At 59.7% G+C, this 16,053-nt stretch carries 16 protein-coding genes; 8 read left to right on the top strand and 8 right to left on the bottom strand.

The annotated features are described in order from the left end of the window. On the top strand, positions 1 to 997 hold a 997-nt coding region (locus Q4Q11_RS25950), incomplete at its 5' end, for an LLM class flavin-dependent oxidoreductase (RefSeq protein WP_498571277.1). A gap of 105 nt (positions 998 to 1,102) precedes the next feature. Here the strand turns inward: Q4Q11_RS25950 and cml are convergent. Then, positions 1,103 to 2,299 carry a CmlA/FloR family chloramphenicol efflux MFS transporter gene (gene cml / locus Q4Q11_RS25945; protein WP_498571276.1) on the bottom strand — a complete coding sequence of 399 codons (1,197 nt, stop codon included), beginning with the start codon at positions 2,297 to 2,299 and terminating at the stop codon, positions 1,103 to 1,105. A 330-nt stretch (positions 2,300 to 2,629) separates the two neighbouring features. Between cml and Q4Q11_RS25940 the strand changes: the two genes are divergently transcribed. Continuing rightward, positions 2,630 to 4,132: a methyl-accepting chemotaxis protein gene (locus tag Q4Q11_RS25940; RefSeq protein WP_498571275.1), complete on the top strand. Its 1,503-nt coding sequence runs from the start codon at positions 2,630 to 2,632 to the stop codon at positions 4,130 to 4,132. Positions 4,133 to 4,221: 89 nt separating this feature from the next. On the opposite strand, the gene Q4Q11_RS25935 is transcribed toward Q4Q11_RS25940, so the two are convergent. Then, entirely contained in the window at positions 4,222 to 5,100 is an 879-nt protein-coding gene (locus Q4Q11_RS25935) for a LysR family transcriptional regulator (protein WP_498571274.1), read from the bottom strand. A 171-nt stretch (positions 5,101 to 5,271) separates the two neighbouring features. Between Q4Q11_RS25935 and bla the strand changes: the two genes are divergently transcribed. The 3 genes from bla to Q4Q11_RS25920 all read left to right on the top strand — a co-directional run bounded on the left by bla (position 5,272) and on the right by Q4Q11_RS25920 (position 8,643). Further along, positions 5,272 to 6,165 (top strand): class A beta-lactamase, encoded by an 894-nt coding sequence (gene bla / locus Q4Q11_RS25930; RefSeq protein ID WP_498571273.1) that lies wholly within the window; start codon positions 5,272 to 5,274, stop codon positions 6,163 to 6,165. 122 nt (positions 6,166 to 6,287) lie between these two features. Further along, the gene (gene ampC / locus Q4Q11_RS25925; protein ID WP_498571279.1) at positions 6,288 to 7,463 is read left to right on the top strand and encodes a class C beta-lactamase; all 1,176 of its coding nucleotides are present in this window, start codon (positions 6,288 to 6,290) and stop codon (positions 7,461 to 7,463) included. A gap of 256 nt (positions 7,464 to 7,719) precedes the next feature. Beyond that, on the top strand, positions 7,720 to 8,643 hold the full coding sequence (locus Q4Q11_RS25920; protein WP_498571272.1) for an ornithine cyclodeaminase family protein: 924 nt from the start codon (positions 7,720 to 7,722) through the stop codon (positions 8,641 to 8,643). 11 nt (positions 8,644 to 8,654) lie between these two features. On the opposite strand, the gene Q4Q11_RS25915 is transcribed toward Q4Q11_RS25920, so the two are convergent. Further along, the gene (locus tag Q4Q11_RS25915; protein WP_113215074.1) at positions 8,655 to 9,023 is read right to left on the bottom strand and encodes a VOC family protein; all 369 of its coding nucleotides are present in this window, start codon (positions 9,021 to 9,023) and stop codon (positions 8,655 to 8,657) included. A 129-nt stretch (positions 9,024 to 9,152) separates the two neighbouring features. On the opposite strand from Q4Q11_RS25915, the gene Q4Q11_RS25910 reads away from it, so the two are divergent. After that, positions 9,153 to 9,665 carry an NUDIX hydrolase gene (locus Q4Q11_RS25910; RefSeq protein WP_498571271.1) on the top strand — a complete coding sequence of 171 codons (513 nt, stop codon included), beginning with the start codon at positions 9,153 to 9,155 and terminating at the stop codon, positions 9,663 to 9,665. Between the two features lie 105 nt (positions 9,666 to 9,770). On the opposite strand, the gene Q4Q11_RS25905 is transcribed toward Q4Q11_RS25910, so the two are convergent. Then, the gene (locus Q4Q11_RS25905) at positions 9,771 to 10,091 is read right to left on the bottom strand and encodes a 2Fe-2S iron-sulfur cluster-binding protein (RefSeq protein WP_113215072.1); all 321 of its coding nucleotides are present in this window, start codon (positions 10,089 to 10,091) and stop codon (positions 9,771 to 9,773) included. A 29-nt stretch (positions 10,092 to 10,120) separates the two neighbouring features. After that, positions 10,121 to 11,353 carry a cytochrome P450 gene (locus tag Q4Q11_RS25900; protein ID WP_498571278.1) on the bottom strand — a complete coding sequence of 411 codons (1,233 nt, stop codon included), beginning with the start codon at positions 11,351 to 11,353 and terminating at the stop codon, positions 10,121 to 10,123. 123 nt (positions 11,354 to 11,476) lie between these two features. Between Q4Q11_RS25900 and Q4Q11_RS25895 the strand changes: the two genes are divergently transcribed. Then, complete coding sequence (locus Q4Q11_RS25895) at positions 11,477 to 12,346, top strand: helix-turn-helix transcriptional regulator (protein ID WP_498571270.1); 870 nt, start codon at positions 11,477 to 11,479, stop codon at positions 12,344 to 12,346. Between the two features lie 121 nt (positions 12,347 to 12,467). Beyond that, the gene (locus tag Q4Q11_RS25890; protein ID WP_498571269.1) at positions 12,468 to 13,394 is read left to right on the top strand and encodes a cation diffusion facilitator family transporter; all 927 of its coding nucleotides are present in this window, start codon (positions 12,468 to 12,470) and stop codon (positions 13,392 to 13,394) included. Between the two features lie 70 nt (positions 13,395 to 13,464). Here the strand turns inward: Q4Q11_RS25890 and Q4Q11_RS25885 are convergent, their stop codons facing one another. The 3 genes from Q4Q11_RS25885 to Q4Q11_RS25875 form a co-directional block, all read right to left on the bottom strand. Continuing rightward, a complete protein-coding gene (locus tag Q4Q11_RS25885) occupies positions 13,465 to 14,631 on the bottom strand; it encodes an acyltransferase family protein (protein ID WP_498571268.1) in 1,167 nt (388 codons plus the stop codon). Between the two features lie 230 nt (positions 14,632 to 14,861). After that, a complete protein-coding gene (locus Q4Q11_RS25880) occupies positions 14,862 to 15,674 on the bottom strand; it encodes a class I SAM-dependent methyltransferase (protein WP_498571267.1) in 813 nt (270 codons plus the stop codon). Positions 15,675 to 15,772: 98 nt separating this feature from the next. Then, a partial coding sequence (locus Q4Q11_RS25875) for a UTRA domain-containing protein (protein WP_498571266.1) occupies positions 15,773 to 16,053 on the bottom strand: 281 nt, incomplete at its 5' end.

Genomic DNA, 16,053 nt, shown 5'->3' with positions numbered 1-16,053 from the left:
CGGCCACTGGACGCCCTCGTCCCAGTCGCAAACTCGATCCGCGGGCGACACGCTGCTGCAATCGATCGACCTTGCTGTCGCGGCCGAAGAATTGGGCGCGGACGGTGCCTATTTCCGCGTGCATCACTTCGCACGCCAGCTCGCATCGCCCTTCCCACTGCTGGCCGCTGTCGGCGCGAAGACCAGCCGTATCGAAACAGGCACCGCTGTCATCGACATGCGCTATGAAAATCCATTCTATATGGCCGAGAATGCGGGTGCTGCCGATCTCATCGCCGGCGGCCGGCTGCAGCTCGGCATCAGCCGCGGCTCACCTGAACAGGTGATCGACGGATGGCGCCACTTCGGCTACACGCCGATGGAAGGCGAAAGCGACGCCGACATGGGGCGCCGGCACACGGAAGTGCTGCTCGATCTTCTCCGCGGCGAAGGCTTTGCGCAGCCGAACCCGCGGCCGATGTTCCCCAATCCTCCGGGTCTTCTGCGGCTGGAGCCCTATTCGGAAGGCCTGCGCGACAGGATCTGGTGGGGTGCCGGCTCCAACGCGACGGCGATATGGGCAGCAAAACTCGGCATGAACCTGCAAAGCTCGACGCTCAAGGACGATGAAAGCGGCCTGCCCTTCCACGTCCAGCAGGCCGACCAGATCAGGCTCTACCGCCAAGCCTGGAAAGAGGCCGGACACGAGCGCGAGCCACGGGTTTCAGTGAGCCGCAGCATCTTCGCATTGGTGAACGATCTCGACCGCGCCTATTTCGGCCATAGCGGCCAGGATGCCGACAAGATCGGCTTCATCGATGAAAAAACCCGCGCCATTTTCGGCCGCAGCTATGCCGCGGAACCGGATTTGCTGATCGAAGAGCTGGCAAAGGACGAAGCCATCGCCGCGGCAGACACGCTGCTTTTGACCGTGCCGAACCAGCTCGGGGTCGACTATAACGCCCATGTCATCGAGAGCATTCTGACCCATGTCGCGCCGGCGCTGGGATGGCGCTAAGACAGTCCTGAAAGCAGGAAGAGACAAAGCTGACCGCCCGCGAAAGCTGACCTTCGCGGGCGGCCGTTTCAGATGTTATCCGGTGATAGACGCAAGCTTGGCAGATCAGGCAACAGCGTTGTGACGCCGCAGCCTATGAAGTGCTGCCAATACCAGAAGCGCCATGACGGCAGAGAAAACCACAAGCGGCCATGCGCTATCACCATTCAGCGCGGCGACCGCTAGCGTCCCGATCAGACTCACAATTAAACTCTGCATACAGAAATAGAACGCCACGGCCGATCCGGCGATGTCGCCGAATTCCGCCAGCGCCCCGTTGGCCGTCACCGATCCTGCTAAGACGATGCCGACCGCCATGATCCACATCGGAAGCACCAGGGTGGTGAAAGACGGCGTGCCGCAGAGCTGACCGACTGCAAGAGCAGCCGCGCCGGCAAGCAGCAGTGCCATCCCCCGCGCAACGCAGCCCGCAACGCCCCATTTCCTAACGAATAATCCGGCAAAACGGGCCGCGACGATCATCACCACGGCGACCGTTGCAAAGGCGATGCTGAAGCCGAGCTGCGAATAGCCGGCCCGGCCGATCAGCACGCGCGGAGCGATCGAGAAGAACACGAAGAATGCACCCATGCCCGCGCTGAAGGCCAATGTGTAGGTCCAGAACGAGCGGCTTTTGAAGATAAGCCGGATGGAGCGACGCGGCCCACTCGACCCCTGAGGCCTCGTTTCATGCCACTTCGCCATGGCGTGGAATGACGCAGCCAGCGCCAGAAACGCAAGCAATATGAAGATGGCACGCCATCCGTACCGGTCGGCAATCATCGCACCTGCTATGGGGCCGAGCGCAGGCACGAAGGACAGTATCGAGCCGAACGTGGCATAGATGATGGCCTGCTCCGGGCGATTGCCGTAAACGTCCCGCACGGTCGCAAAGGTCGCGACCAAGGCTGCGGAGGCGCCCATGGCCTGCAGCAGGCGGCAAAGCACGAAGGCTGCGGCTGTCGATGACAGCGCCGCTCCTAGGGAGGCGGCGGCAAACAGAATTGCGCCCGAAAGCAGGACAGGACGCCGGCCGATACGATCGGAAAGCGGGCCGAACAGAACCTGCCCGACGCCCAGCATGATCATATAGAGGCTCAGCGTCAGCTGGATCACCGCAGGTGTCGTGTTCAAAATGCCGGGCATCGAGGGTACGACGGGAAGGTAGATATCCATGGCCAACGAGGCGAGGATGTCGAAAGGCGCCATCAGCAGCAACGCCGCCGGCAGCGTGTAGGCCCAGGACGGGCGTATGTCAGACATGAGAAAATTCCGCACGAATGAGAAATCGGGCGGCGTCTGCCTCCAGCTTCAATCGGGATGGGTTCAACAGCACGCCGCAACAACAAAAGCTGTTGCGGCCTATCTATCTGCTGACTTTAGGCTCCCCATACCAATAGCTCCGCAGCGGTACATTTGATGGCTATGCGTTTAACAGATGAGATCGCGCGGGGCAATGCTGCTGCAATGTGCCTGGCCGCAAGAAGCTCATGTGAAATAGCCAATCGAGCACCGAAAATAAGACCAAAATCTAATGAATTTTTAACCATGACTGTGCCCTAACTGCTTGTAATTTCTTTCATGGAGCAGATCATGGTGCGCGCATCGAAAATGGACGAGTTGAACGATCGGCTCGACTTTGTTGGACTGGGACAGGATGCGCGGCAGGCTCTTGCAGAGCTGCAGCCCATTATCGAAGCTGCCGTCAAGGGCTCCCTGGACAGCTTCTACGAAAAGATCGCCAGACATCCGGCAATGTCGAAGTTCTTCTCGTCCCAGCAGCATGTGATGCATGCCAAATCCAGGCAGCAGGACCATTGGAAGACGATCGCGTCGGGCAAATACGGCCCCGATTACGTCGAGGCCGTCTCTGCCATTGGCAGGACCCACGCCCGCCTGGGGCTCGAACCGCGCTGGTACATCGGCGGCTACGCGCTGATCGTCGATGGCGTGGTGCGGTCGATCGTCGAGCAGCAGCTCAAGGGCTTCATGCAGCGCAAACACGCGCAGGCCCTGTCCCGGCGGCTGTCGGCAATCATCAAGGCGGCGCTCCTCGACATGGACTACGGCATCTCGGTCTACCTGCAGGTGCTGGCCGATGAGCGCGATCGGGCCGAAACGGAGCGGGCTGCCGCACAAGGCGAACAGGAGCGCGCCCTCAATGCGCTTGGCCTTGCGCTGAAGGGCCTTGCAAACGGCGATCTGACGGCTGATATCACAGACGCCCTTTCGGCCGAGTTCGAAGTTCTGAAAAGCAACTACAACGCATCGCTCGCATCCCTCGGTACGGCAATGCAGCGCATCGAGGATTCGGTGACGCGCGTTCGCGACGAGGCCGGTTCGATCTCCTCTGCTGCCGACAACATGGTACGGCGCACGGAGCAGCAGGCGTCCGCGCTCGAGGAAAGTGCGGCCGCCATCGACCAGATCACGACGATCTCGGAACAGACGGCCGAGCGGACGCGCGAGGTTCAGGCGATCGTAAAAGAATCCGCTTCCGAGGCGGAGCGGTCCCGTGAAGTGGTTCAGCAGGCCGTTTCGGCCATGGACGACATCGAAACCTCTTCCCGCAAGATGACCGACATCATCTCCGTCATCGACGATATCGCCTTTCAGACCAATCTGCTGGCATTGAATGCCGGCGTGGAGGCGGCACGAGCCGGCGATCAGGGCAAGGGCTTCGCCGTCGTCGCGCAAGAAGTCCGCGAGCTGGCACAGCGCTCGGCAACGGCTGCAAAGGAAATCAAGGATCTGATCGACAAATCATCGAACGACGTGCGCCGCGGCGTCGAACTGGTCAACCGGACCGGCGAGGCCTTGGCACAGATCGGCAACCAGGTCGCCTCCATCGACAGGAATGTCGGCGCCATCGCGCGCTCGACGCAGGAGCAGGCCGTCGGCATCAGCGAGATCAACTCCGCGGTGCGCAACATGGATCAGATGACCCAGCAGAACGTCGCGCTGATGGAAGAGACGAATGCCTCGACCCGGCACCTCGCCGACATCAGCAACGAATTGGCGGGGCTGGTCGGCCGGTTCAAGACGGTACGTTCGGGCACGCGGACCGGGGCCGTCAGGCTGAAGCTCGCAAGCTGAAGCCGAGCCATCTCATCGCCATCGACGGCATTCCAGCGGCTCGACACCAACGGTCTCGGACACGACCGGGGCCGTTTCGCCGATCTATCCTATCCCGGCATTTCCTCTATTTCCGCAAGCAGCCATTGGCGAAATGCCTTCATCGACGTTGTCTCTGCCCGCGATTTCAGCCGCGTCAGCCAATAGCTGCCGGTCGTCGCGGTGATCGGGAACGGCTGCATGATCCTGCCGGCCTGAATATCATGGGAGAACATGGCAACCGGCACCAGCGCGACGCCGACGCCACGGGCGGCAGCCTCCACCAGCGTCAGCGACGAATCGAACATCCAGCCCCGGAGATGCGGAGGCGGCAAACCCGCGGCCCTGAACCAAAGCGACCATTCATCGACCCGATAGGATCGCAAAAGCTCGACAGCGGCGAGATCGGCGGGCATGCGCAATCGTTCGCCGATCGCTGGCGTGCAGACAGGCGACAGCGGCGCATCCAGAAGATGGATCGCCTCGGTTCCATGCCATGCACCGTCACCGAAGCGCAGGAAGAAATCCAGGCCATCGAGCACCATGTCGGCGCGGTTGTTGTTGGTCTTCAAGCGCAGATCGACATGCGGCTGCTGCGCCTTGAAACTCGCCAGGCGCGGCAAAAGCCAGCCAATGGCAAAGGTGCCGACGACACCGACAGTCAGGATTTCGGCAAAATTCCCCTCTTCCAGCTGGCTGAGCGTGGCACTCATGCGGCGAAACGCGTCGGTCAGCACCGGCAGCAGCGCATGCCCCTCATCGGTCAGAGCAAGACCGCGCGGCAGGCGCTTGAAGAGGGTCACGCCAAGTACATCCTCCAGCGCCTTGACCTGATGGCTAATCGCCGTCTGCGTGACCCGCAGTTCCAGGCCCGCCCGCGTGAAGCTGCAATGCCGCGCCGAGGCCTCGAAGACACGCAAAGCGTTGAGCGGCAGCTGAGAAATGTCCATTTGTGTCCGAAGGCCAAGTTTTTCTCATGTCTAAGCCCAGAATTGATCGTTTGTCTAGGGCAGGAAGCGGCGCGATAGTCCGTCCCGCAAGGTGATCTTGCCTGATCCCAATGACGTCCACGGGCTTGCCAGGCACACCTTTGCCCAACGTAAAATCGAAGTGGAAACAAGATGACGATCTTATTGTCGCGCCGGCAAAGCCTTGCCGGCAGCCTGCTTGCGCTGCCCGTTCTGGCGGGCATGAGCGGTATTGGACGCACTGCTGACGATCATTCGGAGGAAGCGCGGCTTGCCGCGCTCGAAAGCAAGCATCCAGGCCGCATCTGTGTCAGCATTCTCGACATGGCAAGCGGCAGGCGCATCGAGCACCGCGCCGGCGAACGCATCCTGATGTGCAGTACCTTCAAGGCGCTGGCGGCAGGTCTTGTGCTTGCCCGCGTCGACAAGGGCAAAGAAAAGCTCGACCGGCGAATCCGTTACACGAAGAGCAACCTCATCGGCGGCTCGCCTGCGACGAAGGCGCATGTGGGAGACGGCGGCATGACCGTCGCGGAACTTTGCGCGGCAGCGGTGACGCTCAGCGACAACACGGCGGCCAATCTGCTGCTTGCAAGCTTCGGCGGCCCGGGGGCAATCACGGCCTTCTGCCGCAGCCTTGGCGATGAAACTACCCGCCTCGACCGTATCGAGCCCCAACTGAACTACCATGATACTCCGGAGGATCTGCGCGATACGACGACAGCGGCAGCCATGCTGGAAAATCTGCGGCGGCTCTTGTTTGCCGATGTACTTTCGGCAGCATCACGCTCGCAGCTGGCCGCATGGCTGATCACCACGAAGACCGGCGATGCCCGTTTGCGCGCCGGCGTCGCGAAGGATTGGCTGGTGGGCGACAAGACCGGAACCAGCGACGACAAGGCCGGCAATGCCAACGATATCGCAGTGCTATGGCCGGCGAACCGCGCGCCCATCATCGTAACGGCCTATTGCGAGATACCTGAAATCGCAGCCGGTGAACGCAACGCCATCATCGCCGAGATCGGCCGGATCGCCGCAGGGATCTGAGATCAGGGCCGCCCAGCGGCTCTCGCCGCCACCACCAAGAACCTGCGACATTGCCCCTTTTCGAGCGCTCATCCTGCGTGGTCGCTCAACACAATGAGGATATCATCTTGAATAAGCATTTCATTTGGCTGCAGAAGCTCGGCATCGCTGCGGGCTGCCTTTTTTACGGGATCGGCGCCCACGCCGAAGGCATTGACCAGGAACGGCTGGAGCGGGCCGTCAACGAGACCATCCGCCCGCTCATGAAGGAAAACGACGTACCGGGACTTGCGATCGCAATCACGGTCAAGGGCAGGCGCTACATCTTCAACTACGGCGTCGCTTCGAAGGAAAGCGGCCGGAAGGTAACGAACGACACGATCTTCGAGCTCGGCTCCATCAGCAAGACCTTTACGGCAGCCCTTGGCTCTTACGCCCAGATCAGCGGGAAGCTATCCTTCTCGGACAAGGCTGCAAAATACATGCCGGAGCTCTCGGGCAGCAGCTTCGACAAGATCAGCCTCCTCGATCTCGGCACATATACCGCAGGCGGCTTGCCGCTGCAGTTTCCCGACGGCGTGACGGACCAGGACAAGATGGTTGCCTATTATCGCAACTGGCATCCTTCCTTTGCGCCCGGCACGTACCGGCAGTATTCAAACCCCAGTATCGGCCTGTTTGGTTATCTGGCAGCACAGGCGATCGGCGAGCCGTTCGATCGGCTGATGCAGGAAAAAATCATTGCCGCCCTCGGCCTCCGCCATACCTATGTTCGCGTTCCGCCATCCGAGATGGACAACTATGCCTATGGCTATTCGAAGCGGGGCAAGCCGATCCGCGTCGATCCCGGCGTTCTGGACGCCCAGGCCTACGGTATCAAGACCACTGCCTCCGACATGCTTGCCTTTCTCGAAGCCAATATGGGCGACGCAAAGCTCGATGACCCACTTCAGCGAGCAATCGATGCGACACATGCCGGCTACTACCGCATCGACAACATGACGCAGGCCCTCGGCTGGGAGACCTATGCCTATCCGACAACGCTTGCCCGGCTGCTGGCCGGCAATTCATCCGATATGGCACGTGTGCCGCACAAGGTCGTCCGCCTCGATCCGCCGCAGCCGCCGCGCAAGGATGTGCTCCTGAATAAAACGGGTTCGACGAACGGCTTCGGCGCCTACGCAGTCTTCATTCCCGCCCAGCAGGTCGGCATCGTGCTGCTGGCAAACAGGAACTTTCCAATCCCAGCCCGCGTTTCGGCGGCCTACAGGATCCTGACCGTCGTCGAGAACCTGCCGAGATCGAACGGCGCACAGTAGAAAATCGGGCTTGAAGGTTCAGTCCGTGTCAACCAACGGCCGGCCCTCGCGAAAGTTGCCGGGGCCTGCGAGGCGCTAAATCTGTCTGACGCAAGGCTCTGCACCCCGCGTTGCATGGATGTATATCCTCACCTTGGGTATCTGCACCGAGCGCTCGGTTGGCTTACATCTGAAAAATCTCGCATGGCGCCGGCCGTCACTTGACCTCAACCACGGTTGAGGTTGCAAGGTAGCACGCAGAAGGAGATCCGCCAAAATGAAGATACTGAAAGACGAAGATCTGGCCAGCGCGGCTATGATGCCAGTCGCAATCAAGGCCTTGGAAACTGCTTTCGCCGCCAAAGCAGCGGGCATGTTCGTCTCCCCGCCCCGGCATCATGTCTCATTTGCCGGCAGCGGCGATCTGGTATTTACGGTCGGCGGCATACTCGGCGAAAGACCGCTCGCCGGCTTTCGCATCTACGAGACGTTCGATGGGCCGGAACATTCGCAAATCGTTGCCGTTTGGTCCGCCAACGATGCGAAGCTCAAGGGTGTCGTTCTTGGTGAGCGCCTTGGCCAAATCAGGACAGGAGCGATCGGGGGTATCGCCATCCGCCATCTGAGCGCTTCCAATGCCAGAACCGTTGGCGTCATAGGCAGCGGCGCCCAAGCGCGAACCCAATTGATCGCCACTGCCGCTGTTCGCGAAATAGAGTCTGTACGAGTCTTCAGCCGAGACGAGAAAAACCGCAAGACTTTCGCCAAGGAAATGCAGCACCTACTGAATATAGAGGTAAATCCTGTCGACGGTGCGGGCGAAGCTGTCTCGGACGCCGATATCGTGCTTTGCGCGACCAGCAGCGATGTACCGGTCATTTATGCGTCGCAGCTAAAGCGAGGCGCGCATATCAACACGCTAGGCCCGAAGACGCTAAAAGGTTATGAACTCGGCCTTGATATAGCAGATGCCGCCGACCTGATCGTGACAGATTCCCTTGCGCAAACACGGGCCTATGTCTCGCCCTTTTTCCTGGCGGGATCACGTCACGAACATCGCATAAAGGAGCTTGCCGATATCGTTGCAAGCAACGCTGCGGGCCGGATATCGCCGATTGATACGACTCTTTTCTGTTCGGTCGGCCTGGCAGGAACGGAGGTCGTCGTGGCATCGGCGATATTCGACGCCTTGAGAGGCTGATTGCTTCCGTTTCACTGGGGCTCGCCGATCTCCACCGCATGACCGTCAGGATCATAAAAGCGGAAGACCCTCTGGCCCCATTCCTGCCTTTCAACGGGATGGATGAGGTCTGCATGCGGTGCGATGGCTTCAAACGCTGCATCCACATCCTCATGTTCGAAATAGAGAAGGATGTTTCGACGCCCATATGGCTCGGAATTTTCAAATCCATGCTTCCAGATCGTTTGCTCCAGCGATTTTCCTTCGTGAATCGAAAAGCCGGTCTCAAACAATACGAAACTGCCGAAGTCATTGAGGATCTTCAGGCCCAACAGGTCACGGTAAAATGTCTTCGAGCGCTCGATATCGGAGACAAAAGGGATCGGATTCACGAAACGCATCGCCAAGGCCCGCTCGATTGGGAAAATGAACCAAGAGAAAACAATCTTTAAACCGCTTCACTACATCTTGTAACCAGAAGTCGATGCTGACAAATAATTTCCACCTCATCGCGCAATCGGAGGCCGGCCATGGTACAAACCACAAGAACCATGATCGTCATGGATTCCGAAAATTCCCGCTTTCAACTGCGCGCAGGCGCATTGATCCGCCATGGCGATCATATCCTCATTCACCGTGCGCTTGCAGACACCTTCTGGTCTTTGCCCGGTGGCCGGGTCGAGTTTCATGAGGCGGGCGCCGAAACTCTCGCCCGCGAGATCGAAGAGGAAATCGGCTGCAAGGCAACTGTCGGCCCCTTGCGCTTCATCATCGAGAATTTTTTCGAATTTGCCGGCCGACGCGTTCACGAAGTCGGCTTCTATTATGAGGCGGAACTGCTGCAACCACCACCATTTCACGAAACGGAAATCGTGCATCGCATAAGGGACGGTAGCGCCGACCTCGAATTTCGCTGGGCGCCTTCGACGCAGGCCGGGCTCGACCGCTTCGGCCTGGTTCCGACAACCATACGCCGCCTCATTGCCACCAATCCCGCAGGTATCCAGCATTCCGTGCGCCGCGATGCGCGTCTGCCGCAATGATCAGCATGGATTGCAACACTGAGAGAATAGCTCCATAAACGTGCAGGCGTCTTTGCCGAGCTTTCGACAGGTTCGAATCTTCAGGTCTCCATTCGATGCCCGCTCTTATTGCTGGCTGTCCGGCACGACGACGCGCATGCCATCGACGACGCTGCTTGCAAGGATCTGGCAGCTGAGGCGGCTGTTCGGTGCCGGCTCCATCACGAATTCGATCATCGTCGCTTCCTCTTCGGAAGGCGGCGGCAGCAGGCCGAGATGCGGCTGCTCGATATAGCAGTGACAGGTGCCGCAGGCCAAGGCGCCGCCGCATTGCGCCACGATGCCATCGACGCCGCTCCTGACGGCGACGGCCATCAAGGTCTCACCATCCTGTGCCTTAACGCGCGTTTCGCGACCGCCGGAATCGATGAACACGATTTCACACATTGCACTCTCCATACTTTCGGTAAATCCGCTCAAGCGGCAACGAGGCTGATGTCGAGACGTTTCGGGCCACGCACTGAAAGCCCGCGCTTATAGGCGGGGCGTTCATCCAGCAATTCGATGGAACGGGTGCGGTTCAGCAGCGTCGAGAAAATGATCTCCATGTCCAGACGCGCCAGATGATTGCCAAGACAGAAATGTGCGCCGCCGCCGAAGGCCAGATGGCGATTGGGGGTCCGCTCGACATTGAACTCATCCGGTGCTTCGAACTGCTCGGGATCGCGATTGGCGGCGCCATAGAGCAGGCCGATCTTCGTGCCCCTCGGCAGGCGCTGGCCGGCAATCGTCTTCTCTTCCGTCAGGTAGCGATGAAAGAAAGGCAGCGGCGACTCGTAGCGGAACATTTCCTGGATAGCGGTCGACATCACAGCCGGAGCATTCCTGAGCTTGGCCAGCGCGTCGGGATATCGCATCAGCGCATGCATGCCGCTGCCCAGCACGTCAATCGTCGAGCCGTGTCCCGCCATCAGGATCAGCATGCAAGTGGAAACGAGCTCGTCTTCGGTCAACTCACCGGCGACATGCGCTTCGGTCAGCCGACAGAGAAGATCGTCGCGCGGAATACGCATGCGATCGGCAATCAGCTCCTTGAGCAGCTCGTAGAACTCCGTCGTTGCACGCTCGGCGATCGCCTTGCGCTCCGCGCTGCGATCGACGTCGAAATATTGCACGACCTCTTCCGACCACTTGCGCAGCTGCCCGGCATATTCTTCCGGCACGCCCAGAACCGAGCCGATGATGTGGCCGGGAACCTGCGAGGCAAGGTCTTCGACAAAATCGATCCTGCCCGCTTGAAGAAGGCGGTCGACCAGGCGATCGACGAAATCCTGTATCATGCCGCGCTGGCGCGCGACGAGTGCGGGCGTGAATTCACGAAAGACCTTGCGGCGCAGCCGATCATGGGTTTCTCCATCCGAATCCAGAAGGCTGAATTGCACGAAACGCGAGTGGTTCGGCATGTCGTGCCAGTTCTGCCGAACCTTCTGTTCCTCTATCTCCTCCGGAGAAAGAAAGAATTCGAGGGAGCGCACGAGCGTCTTGTCGGCGGCCGCGGCAGCGACATCCTGATAGCGCGACAGCAGCCATATGTCGAAATGCTCGTAATAGACCGGACCCGGGCTGGCGCGCAGTTCGCGGTAAGCCGCATAGGGATCGTCCGCAAACGCTTGCGAGAGCGGATCGAATGCTGGGTTTGCGGGCGCCATGGTCAGGACCTCGTCCATTCTGCTTCATCGGCCGCAGATTACCCCGTCGAACGGCGAATGGACATGGATGCGAACCGCAGCCATATGGATAAAACTCTCATTCTCCGTTAGGGTCGGCCTGCCATGACCGACGAAGCGACTTCAGCAGAAATCCATCCCCTCGACGACGTCTTCTTTCAGACTCCGGGCCGGTTGTCCCGTGCCTTCCCCTACTCGCTTCTCGCCGCCGGCCGCCGGCTCTGTACGCCTGAAGAAATGCCGATCGCCCACCGTTTCAACCAGCATACCCTGATCTTTACTCTCAGCGGCAAGGGTCTGCTTGAGGTCAATGGCGTCTCGAGCTTTCTGCGTAAGGGGACGATGGCATGGCTGGATTCCTCGATGCTGTATTCGCATCGCTGCGAGCCGCGTCACCCGCATTGGTCCTATCTGTGGCTGGGATTCGTCGGATATGGGCTCGACACGCTGTTTGACAGCCTCGGCGTGATTGCGAATCCGGTCTTCGAAATGACAAACCCCGCCAATCTGGAGGCGCTGTTCACCGGCATTCTCGATGAAATGGAAGGCAACGGCTTCCTTGCCGACAGCCGCTGTTTTGCTTTGCTTGCACAATTGATCTCCTCATTGGTGTCCGAACGTGCGGACGGCGGTAGCGGCGGCGGAACGGTTCAACGACTGCAGCGGCTCATGGACACGGTCCGTGCCGACCTGACATATCCATGGACGGTCGGCGAATTCGCCGCGGCCGCCAATCTGAGCCAGGCGCAATTGTTTCGGCGTTTCCGCCAAAGAATGGGAACGACGCCGGTCGACTGGCTTCGCCACGAGCGCATCAATGCCGCAAAACCGCTGCTGGTGGTAACGGATGAGCAGATCGGCAGGATAGCCGCCAGATGCGGCTATCCCGATCCGTTTCACTTTGCCCGCGACTTCAAGAAGCTGGTTGGCGTCACGCCGACCGAATTCAGACGGCAGGGGCATAGCGACAAATAGGAACGAGACGTATCACGCATAGTTCTTCCGGATTGGCTCGGGTGAAATGACACGATAAGAGTCCGCCGCAGCTTCGAAATTGTCCGAAGCGGATACCGCACATCCATCCGGAGACTGGAAAGTGACAACCGAACAAAGCGTCCTGCGTGTTTCCATTGTCGTGACCTTCGTTCTGGCAGCCGCCGGTATCGTTTTCGGTCTTCTCTCCGGCTCTTACGCGATCGTCTTCGACGGCGTGTACGCGCTCACGGATGCGACCATGACGATCGTTGCGCTGATCGTTTCCAATCTGATCGTGTCTTCAGCAACGAACACCACATCGGCCGGCAAGTTCGCCAAGCATTTCACCATGGGCTTCTGGCATCTCGAACCCATGGTGCTTGGCCTCAACGGCATCCTTTTGACGGGGGCCGCGATCTATGCCCTGCTCAACGCCATCGGCAGCATCATGGCCGGCGGCAGGCATCTCTCCTTCGATCAAGCCATCATCTATGCGGCGCTGACCATGATCATTGCTTTTGTGATGGCCGCCTATGCCACACGGGCGAATAAGACCATCAGATCCAATTTCATCGCCCTGGACGCCAAGGCCTGGGTGATGACAGGCAGCCTGAGCGGCGCATTGCTCGCCGCCTTCGTATTCGGCTTTTTCATTCAGGCAACAAGCCTGCAATGGATGTCGCCCTATGTCGATCCGGTTGCTCTCGCTCTGGTCTGCGTCATCGTCATTCCAATGCCGATCGGAACGATCAAGCAGGCCTTTGCCGATATCCTGCTCGTGACGCCTTCCGATCTCAGAGACCATGTCGACCAGGTGGCAAGCGAGATCGTCCGGCGCTACGCCTTTCTGTCCTACCGCTCCTATGTCGCCCGTGTCGGGCGCGGCAAGCAGGTCGAACTCTACTTCATCGTGCCGCCGAACGGGCCGGCAAGGAAGCTGGAGGAATGGGACCATATCCGCGACGAAATCGGTGAAGCGATCGGCGACGAAGGTCCGGACCGTTGGCTGACGATCGCTTTCACGACCGATCCGGAATGGGCCGATTGAACGGCCCTGCAGTCATGCCCCTGTGGCCGCCGATCCTTGGAGGCCTGAGGAAGCACGCATCCTGTTTGGTTCAGACGCTTTCGGTCTCGGCCGCCGGAAGGGTGCCGGTCGATATCCGCTTATGCCGCCTGGAACGAAGCACGATGCTCTGAACCCGGCTCGTAAGCGGTCTCTCGACGCCTTGAAAAAGCGCCAGAGCAAACAGGGCGGCAGCAAGCGTCGAGAAGAGGGTGAACAAGCCAAGAGGAAGAGCCCCGCCGATCACCTTCGTCCAGATGGCCCGCATCGGCCGCAGGATGAAGGGATGGGCCAGATAGAGGCTATAGGAGGCATCTCCCAAGGCAACACCCCATAAGACAATCTTCCTGTGAGGCAAGACAGGACCGATTGCGGCTGCAAGAACGAACAGGGCCGCGGGCAGGCCGCTCCGCAGGAATTGCGGCAAGGCCGCATCGTCCCAGGGAGCAGAGACACGCACGAAGCCGAGAAGGCCAATGGCTACGAACCCAAGCGCCGCTCCCACACCGATCCTCACGCCGCTGCGAAAGATCAACGCGACATGGACGCCGAACAGGAACTCCAGAATGATGGGGCTTGTCCAGAAAGCTATCTGGACATGGCTCGGATCGACGAGATTTCCGACGAGCGCCATCCCGACCATCAGCACCGACAGCCAGACGATACCGAGCCTTATCGGCAGCAGGAGTGCTAAAGAGAAGAACACATAGAACAGCATCTCGTAGTTCAGGGTCCATCCCAGTGCAAGCACCGGCCTGACCTCATCGACGCCACGTCCGGACGGAATGAAAAAATAGGATGCGAGGATATGGGATACGGTTCCGATGGGAACGGCAAGCAGCGAGGGAGCCGCAAGCGCGCCGAGCAGCATGATGCTGGTCAACAGCCAGTAGAGCGGGATGACGCGGGCGCAGCGCCGCAGGAAGAAGCGCAGCGGAGCGCCGCTTTTGCCGAATTCGCAAGCGGCCGTGTGGGTCATGATGAAACCGGAGAGGACGAAGAATATGTCGACGCCGAAACCGAGATTCCACGCGGAGCCATCGACCGCCGCCCGTCCCGTCGCTGCGGCAAGGAACCCGGTCTCGTGCAAAGCATGGGCAACAACGACGGACAAGGCTGCCAGCGCGCGCAGAACTTGAAGATTCAGAAGCATACGGGGGGATTTGCCGGCATCGCTGCCCGCACCCCCACCCTCAAGTATTTCCCGATAAAACTTCACCAGAAATCTCAGTCAATATTACCTCGGATCTCCATTTGGTATCTTGGACGATATAACAACTCGTCGCCGCGCGCATGAATCAGTGGGCTTGCTTCAAATCATGGTTATTCTTCAGTTAAACTTCGGACACATGAAGCATGGCGCGCAAAGTGCGGCTTTGCGAAAACGACATGCATGAAGTCAGAAACCCGGGAGGCACAAGAAGCGAAGCTGAAAGATCGCGACGCGCCTCAGGCTGCAGCCAAGATGACATGCGCCTGAATTTTAGCCGCAACCTCACCGCTGCCGTGTCTCTCTGCAAGTGCGGCGGCCGCATAGTCCGTTGCAGCCTGCAGCGTCCCCGCTTCCCTGGCCTCGATTTCATTGCGAAGAAGGGTTCCCTGACAATAGGCAACGGCCGGAAGGCGCGGCGAGGGTGCCCGGCTCTGTTCGGCCCGCGTCTCGATTTCGACATCGGAGAAACCGGCATTCTCTAGATCGCTGCTGATCTGGCTCACATCGTGATAGCCATGCGGCGTACGCGCCAGAAAGCGCGGCGGATCGTTTGGAAAAAACCTGGCCAGAGCCTTCGTCACATCATCGGCGAAGATATTCTCCTCGATACGATCCCATACGTTGAACAGGAAATGCCCGCCGGGCTTCAGAACGCGCTTTGCTTCGCGATAGGCCGAGATGCGATCGGGAAAGAACATGGCGCCGAATTGGCAAAGAACGAGATCGAAAGCCGCATTTTCAAACGGCAGCGCCATGGCATCCGCTTGGCGCCATGCCAGGCGACTGTCCGGAGGCTGCCGCGAAGCCGCGTAGTCGAGCATCGGCTGATTGAGGTCGGTGACGACGTAGCTTGCGGCGGGAGATAGCTTTGGCGTCAGCGTGCGCGTGACAACGCCGGTGCCCGCCGCAATCTCCAAGACGGCGCTCGGCGTAAGAGACGCGGCTCGTCTTGCAATATCTGCGGCATAAGGTTCGAAAATCAGCGGCACCATGTGCCGGTCGTAATTTTCCGGAATCGAGCCGGAAAATACCTTGTCCGTTTCCAACATCGCCATCCCCCTGCGCGTCTGTCGGACCACATATTAGCATGTCGCAACGGGCAGGTCATTCGGCGCGTCAGGGGTACAATCGTGCGGAAACGATCCGTTCAGCCGGCTTCGCCGCGCGCAAGCACGTCCAGAAGCTGGCTGGTATTGTCGATCGAGAACTGCACGCGTTCACCTGGCCAGACCGATTCCGCATAGGAGATCGGCGTGCCCTTGAGATCGACGTCCACCTTTCTCAGCACAACGACAGGCTGGGACATGGACTGGCAGAGCTGCTTCGCCTCCTCGCTTGTCGGCAGGCGGACGATGATATCCGTGCGCAGGCGGATATAGTCGGGTATGCCGTATTCGGCCAGAATGACGCTCACGCTTCGCCCGCTGC

This window comes from Rhizobium sp. UFLA01-1127 (assembly GCF_059803845.1).
Note: the sequence above shows the minus strand (reverse complement) of the source record. Positions and strands in the feature narration are given on the sequence as shown.

Coding starts and splice junctions, on each gene's coding strand:
- cml (WP_498571276.1), bottom strand. CDS start 2,299: ATGTCTGACATACGCCCGTCCTGGGCCTACACGCTGCCGGCGGCGTTG.
- Q4Q11_RS25940 (WP_498571275.1), top strand. CDS start 2,630: ATGGTGCGCGCATCGAAAATGGACGAGTTGAACGATCGGCTCGACTTT.
- Q4Q11_RS25935 (WP_498571274.1), bottom strand. CDS start 5,100: ATGGACATTTCTCAGCTGCCGCTCAACGCTTTGCGTGTCTTCGAGGCC.
- bla (WP_498571273.1), top strand. CDS start 5,272: ATGACGATCTTATTGTCGCGCCGGCAAAGCCTTGCCGGCAGCCTGCTT.
- Q4Q11_RS25920 (WP_498571272.1), top strand. CDS start 7,720: ATGAAGATACTGAAAGACGAAGATCTGGCCAGCGCGGCTATGATGCCA.
- Q4Q11_RS25915 (WP_113215074.1), bottom strand. CDS start 9,023: ATGCGTTTCGTGAATCCGATCCCTTTTGTCTCCGATATCGAGCGCTCG.
- Q4Q11_RS25910 (WP_498571271.1), top strand. CDS start 9,153: ATGGTACAAACCACAAGAACCATGATCGTCATGGATTCCGAAAATTCC.
- Q4Q11_RS25905 (WP_113215072.1), bottom strand. CDS start 10,091: ATGTGTGAAATCGTGTTCATCGATTCCGGCGGTCGCGAAACGCGCGTT.
- Q4Q11_RS25900 (WP_498571278.1), bottom strand. CDS start 11,353: ATGGCGCCCGCAAACCCAGCATTCGATCCGCTCTCGCAAGCGTTTGCG.
- Q4Q11_RS25895 (WP_498571270.1), top strand. CDS start 11,477: ATGACCGACGAAGCGACTTCAGCAGAAATCCATCCCCTCGACGACGTC.
- Q4Q11_RS25880 (WP_498571267.1), bottom strand. CDS start 15,674: ATGTTGGAAACGGACAAGGTATTTTCCGGCTCGATTCCGGAAAATTAC.